General features: G+C 68.4%; 22 protein-coding genes. 9 read left to right on the top strand and 13 right to left on the bottom strand.

Features of this window, described 5'->3' with window-relative positions; all coding sequences use genetic code 11:
* Positions 1 to 11: 11 nt before the first annotated feature.
* On the top strand, positions 12 to 1,301 hold the full coding sequence (gene aftC / locus K0O62_RS12535; protein ID WP_073857515.1) for an arabinofuranan 3-O-arabinosyltransferase: 1,290 nt from the start codon (positions 12 to 14) through the stop codon (positions 1,299 to 1,301).
* Positions 1,298 to 1,726 (top strand): peptide-methionine (R)-S-oxide reductase MsrB, encoded by a 429-nt coding sequence (gene msrB, locus K0O62_RS12530; RefSeq protein ID WP_073857514.1) that lies wholly within the window; start codon positions 1,298 to 1,300, stop codon positions 1,724 to 1,726. The genes aftC and msrB overlap by 4 nt, the downstream gene beginning before the upstream one ends.
* Here msrB and K0O62_RS12525 read toward each other — a convergent pair.
* Genes K0O62_RS12525 through hemE form a run of 4 tightly spaced genes read right to left on the bottom strand, consistent with a single transcriptional unit; the run spans position 1,674 to position 7,178 of the window.
* Positions 1,674 to 4,001 carry a putative bifunctional diguanylate cyclase/phosphodiesterase gene (locus tag K0O62_RS12525; RefSeq protein ID WP_073857513.1) on the bottom strand — a complete coding sequence of 776 codons (2,328 nt, stop codon included), beginning with the start codon at positions 3,999 to 4,001 and terminating at the stop codon, positions 1,674 to 1,676. The genes msrB and K0O62_RS12525 overlap by 53 nt on opposite strands.
* A gap of 52 nt (positions 4,002 to 4,053) precedes the next feature.
* Entirely contained in the window at positions 4,054 to 4,746 is a 693-nt protein-coding gene (hemQ, locus tag K0O62_RS12520; RefSeq protein ID WP_073857512.1) for a hydrogen peroxide-dependent heme synthase, read from the bottom strand.
* 30 nt (positions 4,747 to 4,776) lie between these two features.
* Complete coding sequence (locus K0O62_RS12515; protein WP_073857511.1) at positions 4,777 to 6,132, bottom strand: protoporphyrinogen oxidase; 1,356 nt, start codon at positions 6,130 to 6,132, stop codon at positions 4,777 to 4,779.
* On the bottom strand, positions 6,129 to 7,178 hold the full coding sequence (gene hemE, locus K0O62_RS12510) for a uroporphyrinogen decarboxylase (protein ID WP_073857510.1): 1,050 nt from the start codon (positions 7,176 to 7,178) through the stop codon (positions 6,129 to 6,131). The genes K0O62_RS12515 and hemE overlap by 4 nt, the downstream gene beginning before the upstream one ends.
* A gap of 25 nt (positions 7,179 to 7,203) precedes the next feature.
* Here hemE and K0O62_RS12505 point away from each other — a divergent pair, with 25 nt between their 5' ends.
* Positions 7,204 to 7,839, top strand: coding sequence for a DUF3000 domain-containing protein (locus K0O62_RS12505; RefSeq protein WP_205870642.1), 636 nt, complete (start codon positions 7,204 to 7,206; stop codon positions 7,837 to 7,839).
* Position 7,840: 1 nt separating this feature from the next.
* Positions 7,841 to 9,106 (top strand): HRDC domain-containing protein, encoded by a 1,266-nt coding sequence (locus K0O62_RS12500; protein WP_073857508.1) that lies wholly within the window; start codon positions 7,841 to 7,843, stop codon positions 9,104 to 9,106.
* Here the strand turns inward: K0O62_RS12500 and K0O62_RS12495 are convergent.
* The 4 genes from K0O62_RS12495 to K0O62_RS12480 all read right to left on the bottom strand — a co-directional run bounded on the left by K0O62_RS12495 (position 9,094) and on the right by K0O62_RS12480 (position 13,088).
* Positions 9,094 to 9,456 carry a glyoxalase superfamily protein gene (locus K0O62_RS12495; RefSeq protein WP_073857507.1) on the bottom strand — a complete coding sequence of 121 codons (363 nt, stop codon included), beginning with the start codon at positions 9,454 to 9,456 and terminating at the stop codon, positions 9,094 to 9,096. The genes K0O62_RS12500 and K0O62_RS12495 overlap by 13 nt on opposite strands.
* Before the next feature lie 5 nt (positions 9,457 to 9,461).
* Positions 9,462 to 11,372 (bottom strand): 1-deoxy-D-xylulose-5-phosphate synthase, encoded by a 1,911-nt coding sequence (dxs, locus tag K0O62_RS12490; protein ID WP_073857506.1) that lies wholly within the window; start codon positions 11,370 to 11,372, stop codon positions 9,462 to 9,464.
* A gap of 27 nt (positions 11,373 to 11,399) precedes the next feature.
* A complete protein-coding gene (gene nhaA, locus K0O62_RS12485) occupies positions 11,400 to 12,701 on the bottom strand; it encodes a Na+/H+ antiporter NhaA (RefSeq protein WP_073857505.1) in 1,302 nt (433 codons plus the stop codon).
* A 69-nt stretch (positions 12,702 to 12,770) separates the two neighbouring features.
* Positions 12,771 to 13,088 carry a hypothetical protein gene (locus K0O62_RS12480; protein WP_131817418.1) on the bottom strand — a complete coding sequence of 106 codons (318 nt, stop codon included), beginning with the start codon at positions 13,086 to 13,088 and terminating at the stop codon, positions 12,771 to 12,773.
* A 111-nt stretch (positions 13,089 to 13,199) separates the two neighbouring features.
* Here K0O62_RS12480 and K0O62_RS12475 point away from each other — a divergent pair, with 111 nt between their 5' ends.
* Both K0O62_RS12475 and K0O62_RS12470 read left to right on the top strand, forming a co-directional pair.
* A complete protein-coding gene (locus tag K0O62_RS12475) occupies positions 13,200 to 13,739 on the top strand; it encodes a TetR/AcrR family transcriptional regulator (protein WP_073857503.1) in 540 nt (179 codons plus the stop codon).
* A gap of 53 nt (positions 13,740 to 13,792) precedes the next feature.
* On the top strand, positions 13,793 to 15,055 hold the full coding sequence (locus tag K0O62_RS12470; RefSeq protein WP_073857502.1) for an HNH endonuclease: 1,263 nt from the start codon (positions 13,793 to 13,795) through the stop codon (positions 15,053 to 15,055).
* Here K0O62_RS12470 and K0O62_RS12465 read toward each other — a convergent pair whose 3' ends face one another.
* Together K0O62_RS12465 and K0O62_RS12460 are read right to left on the bottom strand one after the other, a co-directional pair.
* Positions 15,056 to 16,240, bottom strand: coding sequence for a class I SAM-dependent RNA methyltransferase (locus K0O62_RS12465; RefSeq protein ID WP_073857501.1), 1,185 nt, complete (start codon positions 16,238 to 16,240; stop codon positions 15,056 to 15,058).
* Positions 16,237 to 18,246, bottom strand: coding sequence for an APC family permease (locus K0O62_RS12460; RefSeq protein ID WP_207550998.1), 2,010 nt, complete (start codon positions 18,244 to 18,246; stop codon positions 16,237 to 16,239). The genes K0O62_RS12465 and K0O62_RS12460 overlap by 4 nt, the downstream gene beginning before the upstream one ends.
* 100 nt (positions 18,247 to 18,346) lie before the next feature.
* On the opposite strand from K0O62_RS12460, the gene K0O62_RS12455 reads away from it, so the two are divergent.
* Both K0O62_RS12455 and K0O62_RS12450 read left to right on the top strand, forming a co-directional pair.
* Positions 18,347 to 19,018 carry a potassium channel family protein gene (locus tag K0O62_RS12455; RefSeq protein WP_097933653.1) on the top strand — a complete coding sequence of 224 codons (672 nt, stop codon included), beginning with the start codon at positions 18,347 to 18,349 and terminating at the stop codon, positions 19,016 to 19,018.
* Positions 19,018 to 19,683 (top strand): potassium channel family protein, encoded by a 666-nt coding sequence (locus K0O62_RS12450; protein ID WP_073857499.1) that lies wholly within the window; start codon positions 19,018 to 19,020, stop codon positions 19,681 to 19,683. Before K0O62_RS12455 ends, K0O62_RS12450 begins: the two co-directional genes overlap by 1 nt.
* On the opposite strand, the gene K0O62_RS12445 is transcribed toward K0O62_RS12450, so the two are convergent.
* Both K0O62_RS12445 and K0O62_RS12440 read right to left on the bottom strand, forming a co-directional pair.
* Positions 19,680 to 20,336, bottom strand: a complete 657-nt coding sequence (locus tag K0O62_RS12445; protein WP_073857498.1) for a DUF3159 domain-containing protein — start codon at positions 20,334 to 20,336, stop codon at positions 19,680 to 19,682. The two genes, K0O62_RS12450 and K0O62_RS12445, sit on opposite strands and share 4 nt — an antisense overlap.
* Entirely contained in the window at positions 20,333 to 20,704 is a 372-nt protein-coding gene (locus K0O62_RS12440) for an OB-fold nucleic acid binding domain-containing protein (protein ID WP_073857497.1), read from the bottom strand. Before K0O62_RS12440 ends, K0O62_RS12445 begins: the two co-directional genes overlap by 4 nt.
* 120 nt (positions 20,705 to 20,824) lie before the next feature.
* Between K0O62_RS12440 and K0O62_RS12435 the strand changes: the two genes are divergently transcribed.
* The gene (locus K0O62_RS12435) at positions 20,825 to 21,526 is read left to right on the top strand and encodes a hypothetical protein (protein ID WP_073857496.1); all 702 of its coding nucleotides are present in this window, start codon (positions 20,825 to 20,827) and stop codon (positions 21,524 to 21,526) included.
* Here K0O62_RS12435 and K0O62_RS12430 read toward each other — a convergent pair.
* A complete protein-coding gene (locus K0O62_RS12430; RefSeq protein WP_308214479.1) occupies positions 21,523 to 22,227 on the bottom strand; it encodes a DUF3710 domain-containing protein in 705 nt (234 codons plus the stop codon). The two genes, K0O62_RS12435 and K0O62_RS12430, sit on opposite strands and share 4 nt — an antisense overlap.
* Positions 22,228 to 22,233 lie beyond the last annotated feature (6 nt).

Raw genomic sequence — 22,233 nt, 5'->3', positions numbered from 1 at the left:
CGACGGCTGCGGTGTACGGTGCGCTGGTGTCGTTCCTGCCCTCCGGTGTGCTGAACGCATTCCGCCCCAGCACCACACCGCCCAGCACCGCAACGATTCTGCGGTCCATCCTGTGGCCGTTCGCCATCATGTCGGTGATCCACCGCAGCTATGTGCTGGGCACCAATGGCTACATCACCGACGATTTCGGCCCGGTCTACCGCGCGGTGATCAATTTCAAACTGGGCTGGGACATCTACAACGAGAACTTCGACCACGTCGACCCGCACTACCTGTACCCACCCGGCGGCACCCTGCTGCTGGCCCCGTTCGGGTACCTGCCGGTCGACGCGGCGCGCTACTGGTACATCACGTTCAACGTGCTGGCCTTCCTCATCGCGGCATACCTGCTGCTGCGGATTTTCGATTACACGTTGTCCTCGGTGGCCGCTCCGGCGCTGGTGCTGGCCATGTTCTGCACCGAATCCGTCACCAACACACTGGTGTTCACCAACATCAACGGCTGCATGCTGCTGGGTGCGGTGCTGTTCTTCCGGTACCTGCTCAAGGGCGGACGAAACGCCGAACTGTTGGCCGGCGCGGCCATCGGGCTGACGCTGGTGGTCAAACCGTCGCTGGCGCCGCTGTTGTTGCTGCCGGTGCTCAATCGCCAGTTCTACACGCTGGTCACCGCTTTCGGTGTGCCGCTGGTGTTCAACGTCGCCGCGTGGCCTTTGGTTTCGGACCCGATGAACTTCGTGTACCGCACGGTCCCCTACATCCTGGAGACCCGCGACTACTTCAACTCCTCGATCCTGGGCAACGGGATCTACTACGGCCTGCCGATGTGGCTCATCCTGTCGCTGCGCATCGTCTTCCTGCTGCTGGCGGCCGGCAGCCTCTACCTGCTCTACAAGTACTACCGCGAGCGCGACCCGCGGTTCTGGCTGCTGACCTCCTCGGGTGTGCTGCTGACCGCCTCGTTCCTGGTGCTCTCGCTGGGCCAGGGCTACTACTCGACGATGCTGTTCCCGTTCCTGATGACGGTGGTGCTGCGGAACTCGGTGTTGCACAACTGGCCGGCCTGGCTGGCGGTCTACGGGTTTATGACGATGGACCGCTGGCTGCTGGTGCACTGGCCGACCACCGGGCGCTTCCTGGAGTACATGAAGATCACCTACGGCTGGTCGCTGCTGTTGATCGTGGTGTTCTGCGTGCTGTACTTCCGCTACCTGGATGCCAAGTCCGAGGGCCGGCTGGATTCCGGTATCGATCCGCCATGGATGACGGATGAGCGTCGGCGCGCTAGCGTTGAATCATGACAATCCCGGGTCCCAAGCTTGAGCTGACCGACGATCAGTGGCGCGAGAAGCTCAATCCCGCCGAGTACCAGGTGCTGCGCCGGGCCGGCACCGAGCGGCCGTTCACCGGCGAGTACACCGACACCAAGACCGCCGGGGTCTACGAATGCCGGGCCTGCGGGTCCGAGCTGTTCCGCAGCACCGAGAAGTTCGAATCCCACTGCGGCTGGCCGTCTTTCTACGACCCGGCCGATTCGGATGCGGTGATCCTGCGACGCGACGATTCGCTGGGCATGAGCCGTGTCGAGGTCATCTGCGCCAACTGCCACAGCCACCTCGGCCACGTCTTCGAGGGCGAGGGCTACCCGACGCCCACCGATCAGCGCTACTGCATCAACTCGATATCGTTGCGCCTGGTGCCGGCCGGCGCGACCTCAGCAGACTGAGCATGTCCGCCGGCGACAGCGGCGGGCTGTAGAGATAGCCCTGCGCCACCTGGCAGCCGTAATCCTTTAGCAGCGTTGCGGTTTCGACGTTCTCCACCCCCTCGGCAACGGTGGTCAGGCCGAGTTCACGGGCCAGGTCGATGACGGCACGGACGATCGCCGCCGCGCGCCGGTCATCCAGCACCGCGGTGACGAACCCGCGGTCCAGCTTCAGCTCATCGACGTGCAGTTCCCGTAGGTAGGACAGCGCCGAATAGCCGCTGCCGAAGTCGTCGATCGCCACCCGGACCCCGCGCTCGCGCAGCCGGTCGATCACCGCGTGGGTGTGTTCGTGGTTGCCCAGCAGCAGATCCTCGGTGATCTCCACGGTCAGGAGCTCGCACGGCAGACCACACCTGCTCAGTTCCTGCTCGACCCCCGCCGGCAACGTCAGGTCACTCAGCGAAGGCGCGAACACGTTGACCGCCACCGCCACCTCCAGACCCAGATCCCGCCACTGCGCGATCTGGTTGAGCGCCTGGGTGAGTACCAGTTCGTTGATCGGCCGCATCAGTCCGTGATCGCGGACCAACTGCAGGAACTGATCCGGCCCCAACAGTCCCCGATCGGGGTGCGGCCAGCGCACCAGGGCCTCCACGCCGGTGATCGAGTCGTCGTGCAGATCGAACTTCGGCTGGTAGGCCAGCGTCAGTGCCCGGTTGTCGATGGCCTGGCGCAACTCGCCGAGCAATTGGTAGGCCACGGCGCTGTCGTGCACCGCGGCATTCGGGGCGGTGTGGCCGCCGCCGCGCTCGTCCACGTCCGGCATATCGCCCGGGCTGTAGGTGTGCAACCCACGCGACCGGGACCGCTTCGCCGAGTACATCGCCACATCGGCCTGCTTGAGCAGCCGTTCTGGAGACTGCTCCGAGTCCTCTGCGGCGGCGACCGCCAGGCCGGCGCTGGGTCTGAGCAGCAGATCGTGCCCATCGACGTGGAACGGTTCATCGAAGGCCCGCAACACCGCGTGGATGACCTCCCGCGACTCGTCGGGGTCGCCCTCCATCAACACCACGAACTCGTCGCCGCCGAGCCGTGCGACCGTGTCGCTGGACCGTGCACAGCCCAGGATCCGTTCGGCCGCCTGGACCAACAGCCGGTCGCCGGCCGGATGGCCCAGACCGTCGTTGACGAGCTTGAAGTCGTCGAGATCCAGGGACAGCACCGACACCGTCTGTTGGTCGCGCCGGTGCAGCACCATGGCGTGCGCCAGCCTGTCCTGGAACAGGGCCCGGTTGGCCAGGCCGGTCAGCGGATCGGTCATGGCCTGCGCCTCGACGGCGACGAGCAGGCGGCGGTTCTCCCCCACCACGATGAACTGACGCAACAGCACCAGCACGATCAGCAACACCGATGCGATGAGCGCGGGCGCCAGCTCGGGGGCGGCGGCGAAACGCACCAGCGCCGCGGCCATCGCCAGCACGATCGGCACATACGGCAGCCACATGTCGAATGGGGAGATCTCCCGCTCAGCATCGGCGTGATCATCCAGGGACACGTCGGAACTCAGCGCCGCGAATGCGATCAGCAGCAGCCCGGACGCCCAGGCCACACTGCCGTACTTCACGACAGTGAAGTCATCCAGCATGTTCGAGTACACGAACACGCAATCGGCCACCGCCATCAGCGTCATGCCGCAGACCAGCAGAGCCAGCGGTCGATGCTGCGCGGGCTGGACGCGCCCCAGCACCAGCAGGGCCACCGTCAGCACGCCGAGGTCGAGTACCGGGTAGGCCAGCGCGACCCCGATCGCGAACCTGCCGGCCCCACCGGAGTCGAGCAACGGGTCCAGCAGCGTCCACCAGCCGATCTGGAAGAACGCGACGGCCACGATGAACCCGTCGAGCGCCAACCGGGTGTGGGTGTAGCCCGAGGTCCCGACCGGCATCAGCAGCAAAGCGACGCAGACCGCGACCGGCAGGATCAGATAGCCGGCGTCGGCCGTGGTCGGGAACGGATTCTCGCCGCGCCACCATTCGTGATAGGCCCAGATCACCGATCCGGCCGTGTAGCCGACCATGCCGATGGTGACCCAGATCCACACCGTGCGCTGCCGGCCGTGCTGCCGCCACGCGGCGTGGCCGCAGCACCCGGTGACGAACAGTGCGAGAACGACGAAACCGATGTCCTCGACGGCGATCCGGGTCGCCTGCGAACCCCATCCGCCGAGCAGCCAGACGCAGAATGCCAGGATCGCAGCCGTGACCACCGTGCCCACTCGGCCGACTCTCGGCATCCTGAGACGCTAGCAAACCCTCCGGCACCGGTTGTCGGTTCTGGCGGGACTTTTAGGGCAGCTTGGCCAGCAACTGCTCGACGCCGACCCGGGGCCCGGTGAAGAAGGGGGTCTCCTCACGGACATGCCGGCGGGCCTCGGTGTAGCGCAACTTCCACATCAGTTCGACGATGCGACCCAGATCCGGACCCTCGAACGCCAGGATCCACTCGTAGTCACCGAGCGCGAACGCCGGCACCGTATTGGCCCGCACGTCCGGGTACTCGCGGCCGGCCATCCCGTGATCGACCAGCATCTTGCGGCGCTCGTCGTCGGGCAGCAGGTACCAATCCAGGGACCGGACAAAGGGATACACGCACACGTAGTCGCCCGGATCTTCGCCGGCGATGAACGCGGGGACGTGGCTCTTGTTGAACTCTGCGGGCCGGTGCAGCGCCACCACGCTCCACACCGGATCGCTGGCCAGGCCGAGCGTGGTCCGGCGGAAGGCCGAATAGGTCGCCTGCAGGTCCTCGACCCGCTCGGCGTGTGTCCAGATCATGAAGTCGGCGTCGGCACGGAAGCCGGCGACGTCGTAGAGGCCGCGGACGACGACGCCGTTGTCCTCCTGCTGTTTGAGGAAAGTCGCGGTCTCATCGATGACCGCGGACCGGTCCGCGTCGAGAGCCTCGGGCTGAACCGCGAAGACCGAGATCATCATGTACCTGGTCATCGAGTTGAGCTTGTCGTAGTCGAGCTTGGCCATGTCTTCTTGCTCCTTGCGTGCGCGTCAGTCCTATCGTGCCACGCCGGAGGTCGTCAGTTTCGCGGCCGCCCTGGTGGCGGATCCCACACAGGCGGGGACTCCGATCCCGTCCAGGTAGCCGCCTGCAACGGCCAGGGTTGGCGGCAGCCCGGCCCTCAGTTCGGCGACCAGCTCGCCGTGTCCGGGGCCGTACTGGGGCATCGCGTCGATCCAGCGCTGCACCCGGTGGTCCACCGGGTCGGCGGCGATGCCGAACACGTTCTGCAGGTCTTCCAGCGACCAGTTCAACAGCTCGTCATCCCCGATGCTGCGGGCCAGATTGTCGCCGAACCGCCCGTAGGACAACCGCACCAGCTCCACGTTGCCGCGTCGTCCCCACTTGCGGGAGGTCAGGGTTATCGCCTTGGTGTGCAACGGCTCTCCGGTGGCGACCAGCACCCCGGACTGGTCCGGCAGCGGCGTGCCGCCGGGCAGCGCGAGTGCCACCAGGGCCGTGGAGGCCACACCGATACGCCGGGCCGCCGCGGCACTGCGCGGGGCGACGGGTTCGACCAGCGGGGCCAGCCGCGGCGCCGGGACGGCGAGCACCACCGCGTCGGCGGTCCAGTGCTCACCCTCGTCGTCGATGAGCTCCCAGCCGTGCGCCGAGCGCACCATCTCGTTGATCCCGACCTGCGCCCAGCGCATCCCCGCGCGCCGGGCCAGTTCCTCGATCAGGACGGTGTAGCCGCCGTCCAGCGCACCGAAGACCGGGCCTGGCTGTGGGGGCGGCAGCGCGTTGCGCACCGCTTCGGTGAGGCTGCGCGCGCCGCGGTCCAACGCGGCCGCCAGCCCGGGCAGCGCCGAGCGCACCCCGATGGTGGCCGCCGACCCGGCGTACACCCCGGTCAGTAGCGGTTCCACCGACCGGGTCACCACCTGCGCACCGAACCGGTCCCCGACCAGGTCGGCGACCGACGGGTCCGCGCCGGGGCGCCAGCTGAAGTCACGCCGGTCCTCGTCGGCGATCTGGGCCACCGTCTGCGGGTCCACCAGCCCGGCGACCGACTCGGCGTGCGCCGGGATGCCCTGCAGGGTGCCGGTGGGCAGCGGATGCAGCCTGCCCTGGCTGTAGATCAGCGGCCGGGCTCCGGCGCTGGCAACCTGCCGACCGGTGAGCCCGAGTTCGGCCAGCAGCGCGGGTACCTCGGGGCGGCGGGTGATGAACGCCTCGGCGCCCACGTCCATCGACATCCCGCCGACCGTCTCGGTCCGCAGTACCCCGCCGAGCCGGTCGGCGGGGTCGAACAGCGTGATCGAGGCGTCCGGCCCGGCCGCGACGCGCAGCCGGTAGGCCGCGGTGAGGCCCGAAATGCCTCCCCCGACAACGCAGTAGGTGGAACTCACAATGAGTGCACCAGGCTCACCAGATCGGTCACCACCCCGGGATCGGTGGCCGGCAGCACACCGTGTCCGAGGTTGAAGACATGGCCGGAGGCTCCCGCGGCGATGGCGGCGCGACCGTCCTCGACGACGGCGCGGGCCGCGCGCTCGACCACCGGCCAGCCCGCCAGCAGCACGACCGGGTCGAGATTGCCCTGCAGCGCGATGCCTGCGGGCACCCGGCCGGCGGCCGCCGTCAACGAGGTGCGCCAGTCCACGCCGACCATGGTGGCGCCGGCCTCGGCCATCGCGCCGAGCAGTTCGGCGGTGCCGACCCCGAAGTGGGTCATCGGCACGCCCCGGTCGGCGAGTGCGGCGAAGATCCGCGAGCTGTGCGGCAGCACATGACTGCGGTAGTCGGCCAGCGACAGCGTGCCGGCCCACGAGTCGAACAACTGGATGGCGTCGACGCCGGCGTCGAGCTGCGCTTCCAGGAAGTCGATGGTCAGATCCGTCAGCGCGGTCATCAGCGCGTGCCAGGTCTCGGTCTCGGCGAACATCATCGCCTTGGTCTTCTCGTGGTTACGGCTGGGACCGCCCTCCACCAGGTAGGACGCCAGGGTGAACGGCGCGCCGGCGAAGCCGATCAGCGGGACCTCGCCCAGGGCTGCCACCAGCAGCGACACCGCGTCGGTGACGGGGGCGACCTGACTGCGTTCCAACCGCGGCAGGCTGCCGACATCGGACCGGGACCGGATCGGGTGCTCGATGACCGGCCCGACGTCGGGAACGATGTCCAGCGCGACGCCGGCCGCCTTCAGCGGGACCACGATGTCGGAGAACAGAATGGCTGCGTCGACACCGTGCCTGCGCACCGGCTGCAGGGTGATCTCGCAGACCAGCTCCGGGTCGAAGCAGGCTTCCAGCATCTTGTGGTTGGCGCGCAGCACGCGGTACTCGGGCAGCGACCGTCCAGCCTGGCGCATGAACCACACCGGGGTGCGGTTCGGGGTGCGGCCGGCGGCGGCGGCGAGATACGGCGACTCGGGCAGGTCACGACGGGTGTTCATCGGGCCCCATCGTGCCATGTGTCCGATGATCGGCGCGCCTGCGCACGGCGGAGACGACTTCGGACTACCGTCCAGATTTGTGACGTCCGCCGAACCGGCTCAGTTCCGCACTGCGGTTGCTGCCATGAATGCCGCCACTGTTCGGCCGGAGATCGAGCTGGGGCCGATCCGTCCGCCGCAGCGGCTGGCACCCTTCAGCTACGCGCTGGGTGCCGAAGTCCGCCACCCGGACGCCGCCGCCGTGCCGGAACGGTCCGAGGGCGACGCATTCGGCCGGCTGATCCTGCTGCACGATCCCGAGGGCGCCGAGGCCTGGGACGGAACGATGCGCCTGGTCGCCTACATCCAGGCCGACCTGGACTCCAGTGAGGCCGTCGACCCGCTGCTGCCCGAGGTGGCCTGGAGCTGGCTGCAGGAGGCCCTGGCCCAGCACGGGGACGCCGTCACCGCCCTGGGCGGCACCGTCACCGCCACCACGTCGGTGCGCTACGGCGACATCTCCGGCCCGCCCCGTGCCCATCAGCTGGAACTGCGCGCCTCATGGACGGCGACCGACCTGGAGTTGGGTCCCCATGTTCAGGCGTTCTGCGAGGTGCTCGAGCACGCCGCCGGACTCCCGCCCACCGGTGTCACCACGCTGGGTTCCCGCACCCGCGCCTGACATGACCGAACCCGAAGAATCCGGAACCCCACCCGAACCGGAACCGACTCCCCTGCTGGCGCCTGCCGATGGTGTGCCACCGGTCGCCTTCTACCCCAGCGACATCGCCCGGGCGGCCGAGCTGTTGGCCGGCGGGTCCGGGCCGTTTGCGATCGACGCCGAGCGCGCCTCGGGCTTCCGCTACTCCAACCGCGCCTACCTGGTGCAGATCCGCCGCGCGGGTGCCGGGACGGTGCTGATCGATCCGGTGAACCATGGTGGTGATCCGCTGAAGGTGATGGCGCCGCTGGCCGAGGTGCTCAGCGCCGACGAGTGGGTGCTCCATGCCGCCGACCAGGATCTGCCCTGCCTGGCCGAACTGGGGATGACCCCGCCGCGCCTGTATGACACCGAACTGGGTGCCCGGTTGGCCGGATTCGATCGGGTCAATCTCGCCGAGATGGTGCGCCGGCTGTTGGGGCTGGGCCTGGTGAAGGGGCACGGCGCCGCCGACTGGTCCAAACGTCCGCTGCCGGCCGACTGGCTGAACTACGCCGCGCTCGATGTCGAGGTGCTGCTGGAGCTCCGGGAGGCGCTCGCCGCCGTCCTCGAGGAGCAGGGCAAGACCGATTGGGCGGCACAGGAATTCGAGTTCCTGCGCACGTCGGAGCCGACCGTCACCCGTCGGGACAAGTGGCGTCGCACCTCAGGCATCCACAAGGTTCGTGATCCGCGGGCGCTGGCCGCGGTGCGCGAGCTCTGGACCACCCGCGACCAGATCGCGCAGCGTCGCGATATCGCACCGGGCCGGATCCTTCCGGACGCCGCGATCATCAATGCCGCCACCGCAGATCCCGATACGATCGAAAAGCTCACCGCGCTACCGGTGTTCGGCGGCAGCAGGCAGCGCCGCGGCGCTCAGGCCTGGCTGGACGCGTTGGCCCGGGCGCGTCAGGATCCGAATCCGCCGTCCGGATCGGAACCGTTGAACGGCCCGCCGCCGCCCGCCCGGTGGTCTCGCCGCAAGCCCGAGGCCGCCGAACGACTGGAGGCTGTGCGCACCGCTCTGTCGGCCTTGTCCGAACGGGTTTCGGTGCCCACGGAGAATCTGTTGACGCCGGACACCGTGCGCCGGCTGTGCTGGGACTGGCAGCCGACGCCCGATGTGCGTTCGGCGGTCGACGAATTCCTGGCGGCTGCCAAGGCCCGGCCCTGGCAGCGCGAGTTGACCGTGCCGGTGCTGACGGAGGCACTGACCCCGAAGCCCCCCGAGGATCAGTCCGGCTGATTGAACCGCAGGTGATTGCCGGAGGGATCGATGACCGTCATGCACCGTCCGCCCGGGCCGTCGTGCTCGATACCCGGATTCGAGTACCCGTGCTGCTGCGCGCTCAGCTCGGCGTGCAGTGCGTCGACGTCGTCGACCGGAATCCACAGCACCGTGTTGGGGCTGCCGTCGCCGTAGTGCTCCGAGAGGTGGATCGTCGCCTCCGACCGACTCACCTGCACGTACAACGGAAACCCCGGCTCGAACCGATGCTCCCAGTCTTTGCCGAAACCGAGGTAGCCGCAATAGAAGTCGAGCGTGCGCCCGACATCGAACATCCGCAGAACAGGTATCGGCGGACTGATTCGCATTCCAGCTAGTCGACCGGGTGGCCGACCTGATCGCCGATCGGGGAGGCCAGCGCCGACACCCAGCCGGTGATCTGCCGGGAGATGTGCCGATCGGTCAATCCGACCTCGGTGAGCACCTCGCCCCGCGAGGCATAGGTCTGGAACTCCTGCGGCACACCGACATCACGGCACGGCACATCGATCTCGGCGGCCCGCAACGCGGCCGACACCGAGGATCCGATACCGCCGTGCACGCCGTTGTCCTCCAGCGTGACGACGAGCTTGTGCGCGGACGCCAGCGCGTGCAGCGCCTCGGGCACCGGCAACACCCAGCGCGGATCGACGACCGTCACACCGATGCCGTGCTGCTGCAGGCGTTGCGCGACGTCCAGCCCCATCTGTGCGAACGAACCGACCGCGATCAGCAGGACGTCCTCGGAGGCCTCGGGCCCCGGCTTCGCCAGGATGTCCACCCCGTTGCGACGCTCGATCGCCGGAATATCCTCCCCGACAGCACCCTTCGGGAACCTGATGGCCGTCGGGCCGTCCTTGACCTCCAGCGCCTCGCCCAACTCCTCACGCAGCCGGGAGGCGTCGCGCGGGGCGGCGACCCGCATACCGGGCACGACGCCCAGGATCGACAGGTCCCAGACGCCGTGATGGCTGGCGCCGTCGGGACCGGTGACACCGGCGCGGTCGAGCACGATCGTCACCGGCAACTGGTGCAGGGCGACGTCCATCATCATCTGGTCGAACGCACGGTTGAGGAACGTCGAGTAGATGGCGACCACCGGGTGCATGCCACCCATCGCCAGCCCGGCCGCCGACGTCATCGCATGCTGCTCGGCGATGCCGACATCGAAGAGCCGATCCGGGAACTGCTGGCCGAACGCCGCCAGACCGGTCGGGCCCGGCATCGCCGCGGTGATCGCGACGACGTCGCGCCGGCGGGTGGCGATCTTGATCAGCTCGTCGGAGAAGGTGCCGGTCCAACCGGGGGCGGACTCCGAAGTCGCCAGCCCGGTGAGCGGGTCGATGACGCCGCAGGCGTGCATCTGCTCGGCCTCGTCGGCCTCGGCGGGTGCGTAGCCCATCCCCTTGCGGGTGACGACGTGGACGATCACCGGGGCGTTGAAGCCACGGGCGTGCCGCAGGGCCGCCTCGACGGCGTGCTCATCATGACCGTCGATCGGGCCGACGTACTTAAGGCCCAGATCGGTGAACATGGCCTGCGGCTGCAGGGCGTCCTTGAGGCCGGCCTTGACACTGTGCATGCACTGGTAGCAGATCTCGCCGATGACGGGCACACCGCGCACCACATCACGGCCCTTTTCCAGGAGCTTCTCGTAGCCCGGCTGCAGCTGCAGTGCGGCCAGGTGATCGGCCAACCCGCCGATCGTCGGCGCATAACTGCGGCCGTTGTCGTTGACCACGATGACGACCGGCCGGTTGGAGCCGGCGATGTTGTTGAGCGCCTCCCAGCACATACCGCCGGTGAGCGCGCCGTCGCCGACCACGGCGACCACGTGCCGGTTGCGGTGGCCGGACAGTTCGAAGGCCTTGGCCAGGCCGTCGGCATAGGACAGCGCGGTGCTGGCATGGCTGGACTCGACCCAGTCGTGGTCGCTCTCGGCACGCGCCGGGTAGCCCGACAGCCCGTCCTTCATGCGCAGCTGGTCGAAATCCGCGGCGCGTCCGGTCAGGATCTTGTGCACGTAGGACTGATGTCCGGTGTCGAAGATGATCGGATCGTGCGGCGAGTCGAAAACCCGGTGCAGCGCCAGAGTCAGTTCGACGACGCCGAGATTCGGGCCCAGATGTCCCCCGGTTGCAGCAACCTTGTGAATGAGGAATTCACGGATTTCAGCGGCCAACTCTTCGAGCTGCGACTGGGACAGGTGCTGCAGATCTGCGGGACCGCGGATCTGTTTAAGCATCCCGTTAGTTTACCCACGTAACACCCATCAGTCCTGTCGAGCCTGGTAGATGTCGGGCACACCATCGTGATCTTGGTCCGCGGTCTCGTTTTCGTGAATCCGGCGATATGCCGCGTTTCTGGTGGCCAACAGCACCGATGCCAGCGTCGCGGCCACCACGGAACCGGTCAGGACACCGACCTTGACGAATTCCTCACGGGCCGCGTCGCTGTAGGCGAGGTCACCGATCAGCAGCGAAACGGTGAACCCGATGCCGGCCAGCATCGAGACGCCGAGCACGTCCACCCAGCGCAACGAGGAGTCCAGTTCGGCCCGCGTCACCTTCGACAGCGTCCAGGTGGTGAGGAAGATCCCCAGCGGTTTGCCCAGCACCAGTCCGAGCACGATGCCCAGGGTGATCGGATGCCCCAGCGCTCCGGCCAGCCCGCCGAAGCCGCCCAGGCTGACCCCGGCGGCGAAGAACGCGAACACCGGGATCGCGACACCCGCCGAGATGGGCCGCGACCGGTGCTCGAAGTATTCGGCCATCCCGGCCTCGATCTCACGAGCCTTCTTTTGCGCCTTTCTGCGCACCGGAACCATGAAGCCGAGCAACACGCCGGCGACCGTCGCATGCACCCCGGACTCGTGCATGAGTACCCAGGTCGCCATCGACAGCGGGATCAGGACCCACCAGGCCTGCACACCGCGCTGCACGCAGACGGCGAAGATCACCAGCGGGATCGCGGCCAGCGCCAGCGCGGTGATGTTGAGCGAGTCGGTGTAGAAGATCGCGATGACGGTGATGGCCAGCAGATCGTCCACCACCGCCAGGGTGAGCAGGAACATCCGCAGTGCGGAGGGCAGATGCGTGGAGATCACCGCGAGCACGGCCACCGCGAACGCGATATCGGTGGCCGTCGGGATCGCCCAGCCGTGTACGGCGTCGCCGCCCTCTCGGGTGGCCACCGCGACGAAGATCAGTGCCGGCACCACCATGCCTCCGACCGCGGCGGCGATCGGTAGCGCGGCCCGGCCGGGATCACGCAGGTCACCGGCCACGAACTCCCGTTTGAGCTCCAGGCCGACCACGAAGAAGAACACCGCGAGCAGGCCATCGGAGGCCCAGTGCCCGATGCTGAGGCTCAGATGCAGGCCGAACGGTTCGCCGCCGATCGTGAAATCCCGCAGTGCGAAATAGCTGTCGGCCCACGGCGAATTGGCCCAGACGATCGCCGCCGCGGCGGCGATCAGCAGGATGACACCGCCGACGGTCTCCTTGCGGAGGATCGCGGTGACCCGGCGCGTCTCCGGCCAGGAGCCCAGCGAGAGTAGGCGGGGTCGGTTCATCGGGCTCCTCTGGTCGGCGTTCAGCAGTTGCCGACCAGACTTCCCGGCACACCGGGGATTGACACTACGTCACGCCGCGCGGCGGACCTTCACGACATCGGCAGGCTCATCGCCCACGGCATCGGCAGTCGTGCGGTAGGTCGCCAGATAGCTCTCGACGCGGTCGTCCGCCTCGGGCTTCGCCCAGATGCCCCCCTTGATCCGCAGGCCCCGCCGGATCACGGCGACGCCCGCGCCGAGCGCGACGATGAGCGCGATACCGGCGGCCAGCGCCAGGGAGGGGCTACCGAAAGCCAGCGCGGCGACGGTCGCCCCCAGCGACACGAACCCCAACAGAATCAGCACATAGCCGAGGTAGACGACTGTTCCACCGGACATCTTCTTCATCTTCGACTCCTTCCCCACGCCGCTACGCTACGCGCAGCGTATCGATACGTACACTGTAGCTCACCATGGACCGGGGCGCAGTCGCGCGCATCACACGCGAGGGGTAGACGATTGACAACGGCAACGAATGTCGAGGACCGCATCGCCGAATCCGCCCTCCAACTCCTGCGCACCAGCGGCCCGCGTTCGGTCACCGTGCAGGCCGTGCAGGCGCAGTCCGGGATCGCGAAGACGACGATCTACCGCCGCCACCGCGATCGCCGGGACATGCTGCGAGCGGCACTGTCCCGACTGGTCGCAGCGACGCCGGCCCCGCCGCGCACGCAAACGGCCGAGCGGTTGCGCTGGGTGATCAACCAGGCGGTCGCCGCGGTCGGCGACGGGATCGGCTTCGGCGGATTCGCCTCCCTACTCACCGAGGAGGACCCGGAATTCAACTCCCTGTTCCGGGAGGTGCTCGTGGTGCAACGGGCGGCACTCGTGACGGTGATCGAAGAGCTGCAGAGCGACTCCGACATCCGGCCGGATCTCGATCCCGAGACGCTGATCGACGCCATCGTCGGCGCCTACATCGCCGAGCGTGCCCGCACCGGGAGATCCGGGACGGATTGGGAGGAAAGGCTTTTCGCCATGTTCCACCGCGCCGTGTAGCGCCGGTCGCCAACCCCTTTCCAGCCGGCTCGATCTCAGGTAGTATCGAACACATGTTCGATACTACGGCTGATGGCCTGCACGCCCGCGAAGCGGTGCTGCGGGATCGCATCGCCGAGCTCGAACGGCAGAAGGCGGCCGCCGCCGCCCAACAGGCCCTTGCGACCGCCGAATGGGATGCCGTCCGGCGGCAGATCGAGGCCGAGTCCGGAGTGCCGGCCGCCCGGCGCGGACGCGGCATGGCCTCCGAAGTCGCTCTGGCGCGCCGGGATTCGCCATCCAAGGGTGATCAGCACCTGGGTTTCGCCAAGGCGCTGGTCAAGGATATGCCGCACACCCTGGCCGCACTGGAAGCCGGGGTCCTCTCCGAGTGGCGCGCCACCATCATCGTCCGCGAATCGGCCTGCCTGACCGTCGAAGACCGTCGCCGCTTGGATCACCGGCTCTGTGCCGATCCGGCCGCACTCGACGGCCTCGGGAACAAACGGATCGCCGCGGACGCCAAGTCCATTGCCTACGAACTGGATCCGCAGGCGGTGGTCGATCGTGCGGTGAAGGCGCCCCAGGATCGCACCGTGTCCATCCGTCCCGCACCCGAGTCCATGACCTATGTGACCGCACTGCTTCCGATGGCCCAGGGCGTCTCGGTCTACGCGAGCCTGAAGCGCGAAGCCGACATCAATCCCGACGGCCGTTCCCGTGGGCAGACGATGGCCGACACCTTGGTCGAGCGGGTGACCGGCCGGCCGGCGGACGTGCCCGTACCAGTGACCGTCAACGTGGTCCTCTCCGACGAAGCACTACTCGCCGGTGCCGACGCCGCCGCGACCGTCGAGGATTACGGGCCCGTCCCCGCCGAGGTGGCCCGCCAGATGATCAGCGACGCCATCGACGAGCAGGGCCGGGTCGCGCTGCGCCGGCTGTACGCCGCGCCGGACAGCGGGGCACTGATCGCGATGGAGTCCCGTTCCCGGGCGTTCCCGCGCGGGCTGGCCCGGTTCATCCGGCTACGCGACCGGACCTGTCGCACCCCGTACTGCGACGCCTCGATCCGCCACATCGACCACGCCCGACCGCACACCCGCCAGGGTCCCACCAGCGCCCGCAACGGCCGGGGATGCTGCGAACACTGCAATTACGTGAAGGAACAACCCGGCTGGCAGGTGCGCACCGTATTCGATCCCGGCGGACGTCACGTCGCCGAACACACCACGCCCACCGGGGCGACGTACCGCTCCATCGCACCACCAATCGCCGGTGGGCTGCGCATCCTGACCCGTGACGTCCACGTGGTCACGATCCACCGCGCGGCCTGATTACCGCGTGAGCACCGCCACGCATTCGACGTGATGGGTGAGCGGGAACGAATCGAAGACCCGTAGTTGCTCCACGGTATAGCCGTGCCGCAGGTACTCCCCCACATCGCGTGCGAATGAGGCCGCCTCACAACCGATATGGATGATGCGCGGGATACCGGCCAGCTGATCGATGATCTCCCGGCCCGCACCGGCCCGCGGCGGGTCCAGCACCGCGACGTCCGGGCGGTCCGACCGGCCCGAGATGGCGCGGCGCACCGACTCGGTCACCACCGACACCTGCGGCAGGTCCGCCAGCGCGGTCCGGGCGGCACGCGCCGCCCCGCGGGAGGTGTCCACGGTGAGCACACTCCCCGACTCGCCGACGCCCTCGGCCAGCACGGCCGCGAAAACCCCCGCCCCGCCGTAGAGATCCCACGCCGTCATGCCCGGCTGCAATCCCGCGGCCTCGGCCACCAGTTCGCTGTACACCCGCGGTGCGTCACGGTGCGCCTGCCAGAAGGCGGTCACCGGGATCTGCCACTGCCGACCGCCGATGCGCTGTACCGCCTCGTACTCACCCTCGGCGACCTGCGTCGTGGCCTTCTTGCGTCCGTTGCGCGGACCGGACTGCACCACGTGGCGGCGCCCGTCGTCGTCCAGAGCCACATACAGCTGCGACCCTGGCGGCCAGCGGGATCCATCCAGACCGTCGAGCATCCCCGCCGGAAGCTGCGCGCAGTTCAGGTCCTCGGCCAGCTCCGCACTGTGATAGCGGTGAAAGCCCGCACGCCCGGCGTCGGACACGTCCAGGCGCACCCGGGTGCGCCAGCCCGTCGGGCCGCCCCCGCCGACTTCCTCGGCCACGCCCGACCACTCGTAACCCCCGAGCCGGCTCAGCTGGTTGGCCACCACCTCGCCCTTGATCCGGCGGGCCGAGGCGGGCTCCGCGAACGCCAGATCGCAACACCCCGCCCCGTCGCGTCCGGCGATGCGGCACAACGAGTCGATCCGGTCCGGGGACGGCTCGATCACCTCGACAACATCTGCGTGCCAGTACGATCCGCGCTCGGATACCACCTGCACCCGCACCACCTCACCGGGCAGCGCATAGCGGACGAATACCACCCGCCCGTCGTGGCGCGCCACGCAACTACCGCCGTTGGCGGCCGGCCCAGCGGTGAGAATCAGGTCCGATCCGGTCAATCCAAGAATCCTCTTCGTGCGTCGCCGGGCGCGGACTGCGGCTGCAGTGTCTTGAGCCGCTCCGACGAGTTGAGCTGCCAGGGTACCGAAGTAACCATCACGTTCGGCTCGAAGAGCAGCCTGCCCTTCAGCCGCAGGGCACTCTGATTGTGCAGCACCTGCTCCCACCAGTGCCCGACCACATACTCCGGGATGAACACGGTGACCACCGTGCGCGGGGATTCCTTGGTGACCCGTTTGACGTAATCCAGTACCGGCCGGGTGATCTCGCGGTACGGCGAGGCGATGACCTTCAGCGGTGTGCTGACATCACTCTCCTGCCAGGTGTGCACCAGCTCACGGGTCTCGGCATCGTCGACGCTGACCGTGATCGCCTCCAGCACGTCCGGCCGGGTGGCCCGTGCGTACGCCAGCGCGCGGCGGGTCGGCAGGTGCAGCTTGGACACCAGTACCACCGCATGGTTGCGGCTGGGCAGCATGATGTCCTCCAGGTCGGCTTCCTGCTCCTCGAGTTCGCGCGCCACCGTGTCGTAGTGCCTGCGGATCAATTTCATGATCACGAACAGCGCGGCCATCGCCAGGATCGCGATCCACGCCCCCGCCACGAACTTGGTGACCACCACCACCAGCAGCACGGTGCCGGTGCACACACCGCCGACGGCGTTGATCACCCGGGACCGGTGCATGTTGCGCCGCGCGATGGGATCGGTCTCGATCCGCAGGAACCGGGTCCAATGCCGGACCATGCCGATCTGGCTCAGCGTGAACGACACGAAGACGCCGACGATGTAGAGCTGGATCAGATGGGTGACCTCGGCCTGGAAGGCGACCACGAACGCGATCGCCGCGAACGCCAGGAACAGGATGCCGTTGGAGAACGCCAGCCGGTCGCCACGGGTGTGCAACTGACGCGGCAGGAACCGGTCCTGGGCCAGAATCGATCCCAGCACCGGGAAGCCGTTGAACGCGGTGTTGGCGGCCAGCACCAGGATCAGCGCGGTGACCGTGGCGATGATGTAGAGGCCCAGCGGGAACCCGTGGAACACCGCGTCGGCCAACTGGGCGATCAGGGTCTTCTGGTGGTAGTCCGCCGGCGCGCCCACCAGTTGCTCGTGCGGACGCTCGGCGATCTGCACGCCGGTTTCCTTGGCCAGCATGACGATTCCGATGAACAACGTGGTGGAGATCACACCGAGCATCAGCAGGGTGGTCGCCGCGTTGCGGGACTTCGGCTTCTTGAAGGCCGGCACCCCGTTGCTGATCGCCTCCACACCGGTCAGCGCCGCGCACCCGGAGGAGAACGCCCGCGCCACCAGGAAGATCATGGCGATCGCCGCCACGTCCTCGTGCTCGTTCTCCGCGTGCATCTCGAACCCCGCGGACTCGGCCTGCAGCGGAACCCCGAGCACATGGATCTGGAACAGACCCCAGCCCAGCATGATGATCACGCCGAACATGAACAGATAGGTCGGGATGGCGAATGCAGTGCCCGATTCCCGGATGCCGCGCAGGTTCAGCGATGCCAGCAGCAGGATCGCGATCACCGCGAACAGCACCTTGTGCTGGTTGATGAACGGCACGGCCGAGCCGATGTTCGCCATCGCCGAGGACATGGACACCGCGACCGTCAGCACGTAGTCGACCAGCAGCGCGCTGGCCACCGTCAGCCCGGCGGTGCCGCCCAGGTTGGTGGTGACCACCTCGTAGTCCCCACCACCGGACGGGTAGGCGTGCACGTTCTGCCGGTAACTGGCGATCACGATCATCATGACCGCGGCCACCGCCAGGCCGATCCACGGCGCGAACGAGTAGGACGCCAAACCGGCTACCGACAGGACCAGGAAGATCTCCTCGGGCGCATAGGCGACCGAGGACAGGGCGTCGGATGCGAACACCGGCAAGGCGATCCGCTTCGGCAGCAGCGTGTGCGACAGCCTGTCGCTGCGAAACGGTCTCCCCAGGACCAACCGCCGTGCGGCGGTCGAAAGCTTGGACACGAGTGCCAACACTAGGCCCGAAGCGGTTTGGCTGTAGCGTTCCGGGTGCGCTGGTGCAACGGCGTGTTCGATGCAACGGTATTCCTGGACAGACCAGAGGGGACCGAGAGTGCGGGTAGTGGTGATGGGGTGCGGCCGCGTCGGCGCGTCGCTGGCCGACGGATTGGCCAGAATCGGCCATGAGGTGGCCGTCATAGACAGGGAGTCCACCGCGTTCAACCGGCTCTCCCCCGAGTTCCCCGGTGAACGGGTCCTCGGCATGGGTTTCGACCGAGATGTGCTGCTGCGCGCCGGGATCCAAGAAGCCGGGGCGTTCGCCGCGGTGTCCTCGGGCGACAACTCGAACATCATCTCGGCCCGGGTGGCACGGGAGAACTTCGGCGTCGAGCGGGTGGTCGCGCGCATCTACGACGCCAAACGCGCCGCCGTCTACGAACGCCTCGGCATCCCGACCGTCGCCACCGTGCCGTGGACAACCGACCGGCTGCTCAACGTGCTCACCCGGGAATCCGAGACCACCAAGTGGCGCGACCCGTCCGGCAACGTCGGCGTCGCGGAGCTGCCGCTGCACGAAGCCTGGGCCGGACATCCGGTGACCGAGCTGGAGGCCGCCACCGGCGGCCGGGTGGCGTTCATGCTGCGGCTGGGCTCCGGACTGCTGCCGGACACCAAGACCATCATCCAGGCCGGCGACCAGGTTTTCGTCGCCGCCATCTCCGGGCATATCGCCGAAGCCCTGGCCATCTCCGCCCTGCCCCCGAGCGAGGACAACGACCGCTGATGAAAGTCGCCATCGCCGGAGCGGGCGCCGTGGGCCGTTCCATCGCCCGTGAGCTCGTGTCGAGTCACGAAGTCACCCTGCTCGAACGGGATCCCGAACATATCGACGTGGACGCCATTCCCGCGGCGCACTGGCGCCTCGGCGATGCCTGCGAGCTCTCCCTGTTGGAGTCGGTGAAGCTCGAGGAGTTCGACGTGGTGATCGCCGCGACCGGCGATGACAAGGCCAACGTGGTGCTCAGCCTGCTGGCCAAGACCGAGTTCGCGGTGCCCCGGGTGGTGGCCCGGGTGAACGACCCGCGCAACGAGTGGTTGTTCGACGAGAACTGGGGTGTCGACGTCGCGGTGTCCACCCCGCGGATGCTGGCCTCCCTGGTCGAGGAGGCCGTCGCGGTCGGCGATCTGGTGCGGCTGCTGAGCTTCCGCAAGGGCCAGGCCAACCTGGTCGAGATCACCCTGCCGGATGACACCCCGTGGGGCGGCAAGGCGGTCAAACGGCTCAATCTGCCCAGGGACGCCTCACTGGTGACCATCCTGCGCGGACAACGGGTGATCGTCCCCGAGGGCGACGAACCGCTGGAGGGCGGCGACGAGCTGGTCTTCGTGGCCACCGTCGAGTCCGAGGACGAGCTGCGCGAACTGCTGCTGCGCCCGCAGCCCCGCTAGACCTGGCTGTGCGCGCGCAGCGCCTTCTGCGCGGTGCGGATGGCGAAATAGGTGATGACCGCGGCCACACCGGTCAGCGGCCAGCCCATGGCGATCCGGGCGACCCCGAGCAGACCGGTCTCGTCGGCGTCATACAGGTGGTGCTGCACCACGAAACGTGACGCGAACACCGCCACCCAGGTCAGGGTGGCGATGTCGAAGGCCAGCACGGCGCGGCGCACCTGCCGCCAGCCCCGGTCATGGTTGTTGACCCAGCCCCAGATGTAGCCGACCACGGGCCGGCGGATCAGCACCGAGAGCGCGAACACCGACGCCCAGACCAGCGACGACCAGATGCCCAGCAGGAAATAGCCCTTGGATTCGCCGACCAGATAGGCGATCAGCGCGCTGATGCCGACGCCCATGAACCCCGACACCGCGGGCTGCAGTGACTCCCGGCGGATAAGGCGCCACACCAGGACCAGCGCGGCGGTGCCGAGCGCGGCGTAGATGGCGGGCATCAGGCCCACGTTGGTGGACACCGGCACGAACACCAGCACCGGTAGCGAGGAGTAGATCAGGCCGCTGACGCCGCCCATCTGCTCCAGTACGGCCTGGGCACCCTTCTTGGGCGGATCTTGTTCGGTCGAGGACGCGGTATCTGGTTCCGTCACTTCTGGATCTCGTAGAGGGGGTTGTAGATGGCCTTCGCACCGCTGTCCAGCTTGCCGATCCGTCCGCGCACGCGCAGCGTGCGTCCGGATTCGATGCCCGGGATCCGTCGCTGGCCCAGCCACACCAGGGTGACCGCATCGGTGCCGTCGAACAGCTCGGCGCGCACACCACCCGCGCAGCCCTTACCGTTGCACTCGACGCTGCGCAGGGTGCCGACCATGACGACTTCCTGGCCGCGCCGGCAGTCGATCGCCCGCTGCGCGCCGGTGGCGGCGGCCTCGTCGCTGAGTTCCTCGACGTCGAGTTTTTCGGGATCTTCCGTCAGCCGACGAGTGAGCCGGCGCAGATACCCTTCGGCCGTAGCCATACCTCTCCCTGCCGTGAATCCCTGGTGGATGCACTACCTGACCAACGCCACCGTAGACCTGTTGGTTGCTATTCGCCACGTCACGCGCGGGTGTCGCACCCGAGGTGTCACCATCGTGTGATGGCGGTCAACTTACGCGGCGCGACAACGGTTCTGCTCGCCGGTACCGGATCCGATGACGACTACGTCTACCGGGCGTTCTCCGGCGCCCTGCACGATGTCGGTGCGACGGTGATCACGCCCCCGCCGGATCCGAGCAGACTGGTCGCCGGGTACCTCGCGGCGCTCGACGAGGCCGCACGCGGCGCCGGGCCGATCGTGGCCGGCGGGGTGTCCATCGGGGCCGCGGTGGCGGTGTCCTGGGCGTTGGCGCATCCCAGTCGGGCCGCCGCCCTGTTGGTCGCGCTGCCCGCCTGGTCCGGCGAGCCGGGAGACGCCCCGGCGGCGCTGACCGCACGGCACTCGGCCCATCAACTCCGCGAGAACGGATTGTCGGCCACCGTCTCGGCGATGCAGACGTCCACCCCGGCATGGCTGGCCGCCGAGTTGACCCGGTCCTGGCTGGCGCAGTGGCCGGGGCTGCCCGACGCGATGGACGAGGCCGCCGCCTACGTCGCGCCCACCGTGGCGCAGCTGACGACGCTGATGACGCCGATGGGTGTGGTGGCCGCCGTCGGCGACCCGGTGCACCCGGTGGACGTCGCGGTCGAATGGGTCGCCGCCGCACCGTACGCGGCGCTGCGCACCGTGACACTCGACGAGATGGGGGCCGACCCGTCCCGGCTGGGCGCGCAGTGTGTCGCCGCCCTGCTGGAGACCTAGCCTCCGGTGATGGTGCTGCGCATCTGCTGCATCGCGGAGCCCTCGGCGCTGCGACGCGCCGCGGGTTCCGGCGGCAGCTGCCCCTGGGCCTGCGCTTGCGCCAATGCCTGCGCCTGAGCCTGTTCGGCGGCTGCACGCAGCTGGGCCGCCATCGCCTCGGGCAGTTGCACGGTCAGCGGCGTGCGCACCGGCAGCGGGGTGTCACCGCGGCGAACCACCGTGTCCTTCAACGCTTCCCGGGCCTCGGCCGCGAGCGCGTCGACCTTGTCCGGCAGCCCGTTGACCACGCAACGGATCATCCACCGGTACCCGTCCACGCCGATGAACCGGACCACACCTGGCTGCTGCCCCTGCGGGGCGGTCGTGCTCGCGCCGATCACCTCGCGGCCCCACTGACCGTCCTCGATCCGGACCTTGGCGCCGTCCTTGCGCAGCGAATCGGCCAACTCGGCGGCCACCTCACGCCACAGCCCGGCCGTCTTCGGGGCCGCGTAGGCCGCGATGGTGAACCGCCCGTTGGGTGTGACGATCCACACCGAACTGGGCACGCCCTGGTCGGTCAGTTCGACCTGCACCTGACCGGCTGCGGGCATCGGAACCAGGACCGATCCGAGATCGAGCCGGGCCTGCTTGGCCGACTCCGGGTCATCGAAGTCCTCGATGTCGAACGGTCCGTCGAAGTCTTCGGCTTCGTCAGTCACGTTGAT

This window comes from Mycolicibacterium diernhoferi, assembly GCF_019456655.1.
Taxonomy (GTDB): Bacteria; Actinomycetota; Actinomycetes; order Mycobacteriales; family Mycobacteriaceae; genus Mycobacterium; species Mycobacterium diernhoferi.
This window is presented reverse-complemented; position numbering and strand designations above follow the sequence as displayed.

What these genes read in the sequence shown, in the direction of transcription:
- msrB (WP_073857514.1), top strand. Translation starts at nt 1,298, where the DNA reads ATGACAATCCCGGGTCCCAAGCTTGAGCTGACCGACGATCAGTGGCGC.
- K0O62_RS12435 (WP_073857496.1), top strand. Translation starts at nt 20,825, where the DNA reads ATGGCGGTCAACTTACGCGGCGCGACAACGGTTCTGCTCGCCGGTACC.
- K0O62_RS12495 (WP_073857507.1), bottom strand. Translation starts at nt 9,456, where the DNA reads ATGCGAATCAGTCCGCCGATACCTGTTCTGCGGATGTTCGATGTCGGG.
- K0O62_RS12480 (WP_131817418.1), bottom strand. Translation starts at nt 13,088, where the DNA reads ATGAAGAAGATGTCCGGTGGAACAGTCGTCTACCTCGGCTATGTGCTG.
- hemQ (WP_073857512.1), bottom strand. Translation starts at nt 4,746, where the DNA reads ATGGCCAAGCTCGACTACGACAAGCTCAACTCGATGACCAGGTACATG.
- K0O62_RS12450 (WP_073857499.1), top strand. Translation starts at nt 19,018, where the DNA reads ATGAAAGTCGCCATCGCCGGAGCGGGCGCCGTGGGCCGTTCCATCGCC.
- K0O62_RS12505 (WP_205870642.1), top strand. Translation starts at nt 7,204, where the DNA reads ATGATCGGCGCGCCTGCGCACGGCGGAGACGACTTCGGACTACCGTCC.
- K0O62_RS12470 (WP_073857502.1), top strand. Translation starts at nt 13,793, where the DNA reads ATGTTCGATACTACGGCTGATGGCCTGCACGCCCGCGAAGCGGTGCTG.
- hemE (WP_073857510.1), bottom strand. Translation starts at nt 7,178, where the DNA reads ATGAACACCCGTCGTGACCTGCCCGAGTCGCCGTATCTCGCCGCCGCC.
- K0O62_RS12440 (WP_073857497.1), bottom strand. Translation starts at nt 20,704, where the DNA reads ATGGCTACGGCCGAAGGGTATCTGCGCCGGCTCACTCGTCGGCTGACG.
- nhaA (WP_073857505.1), bottom strand. Translation starts at nt 12,701, where the DNA reads ATGAACCGACCCCGCCTACTCTCGCTGGGCTCCTGGCCGGAGACGCGC.
- K0O62_RS12500 (WP_073857508.1), top strand. Translation starts at nt 7,841, where the DNA reads ATGACCGAACCCGAAGAATCCGGAACCCCACCCGAACCGGAACCGACT.
- K0O62_RS12525 (WP_073857513.1), bottom strand. Translation starts at nt 4,001, where the DNA reads ATGCCGAGAGTCGGCCGAGTGGGCACGGTGGTCACGGCTGCGATCCTG.
- dxs (WP_073857506.1), bottom strand. Translation starts at nt 11,372, where the DNA reads ATGCTTAAACAGATCCGCGGTCCCGCAGATCTGCAGCACCTGTCCCAG.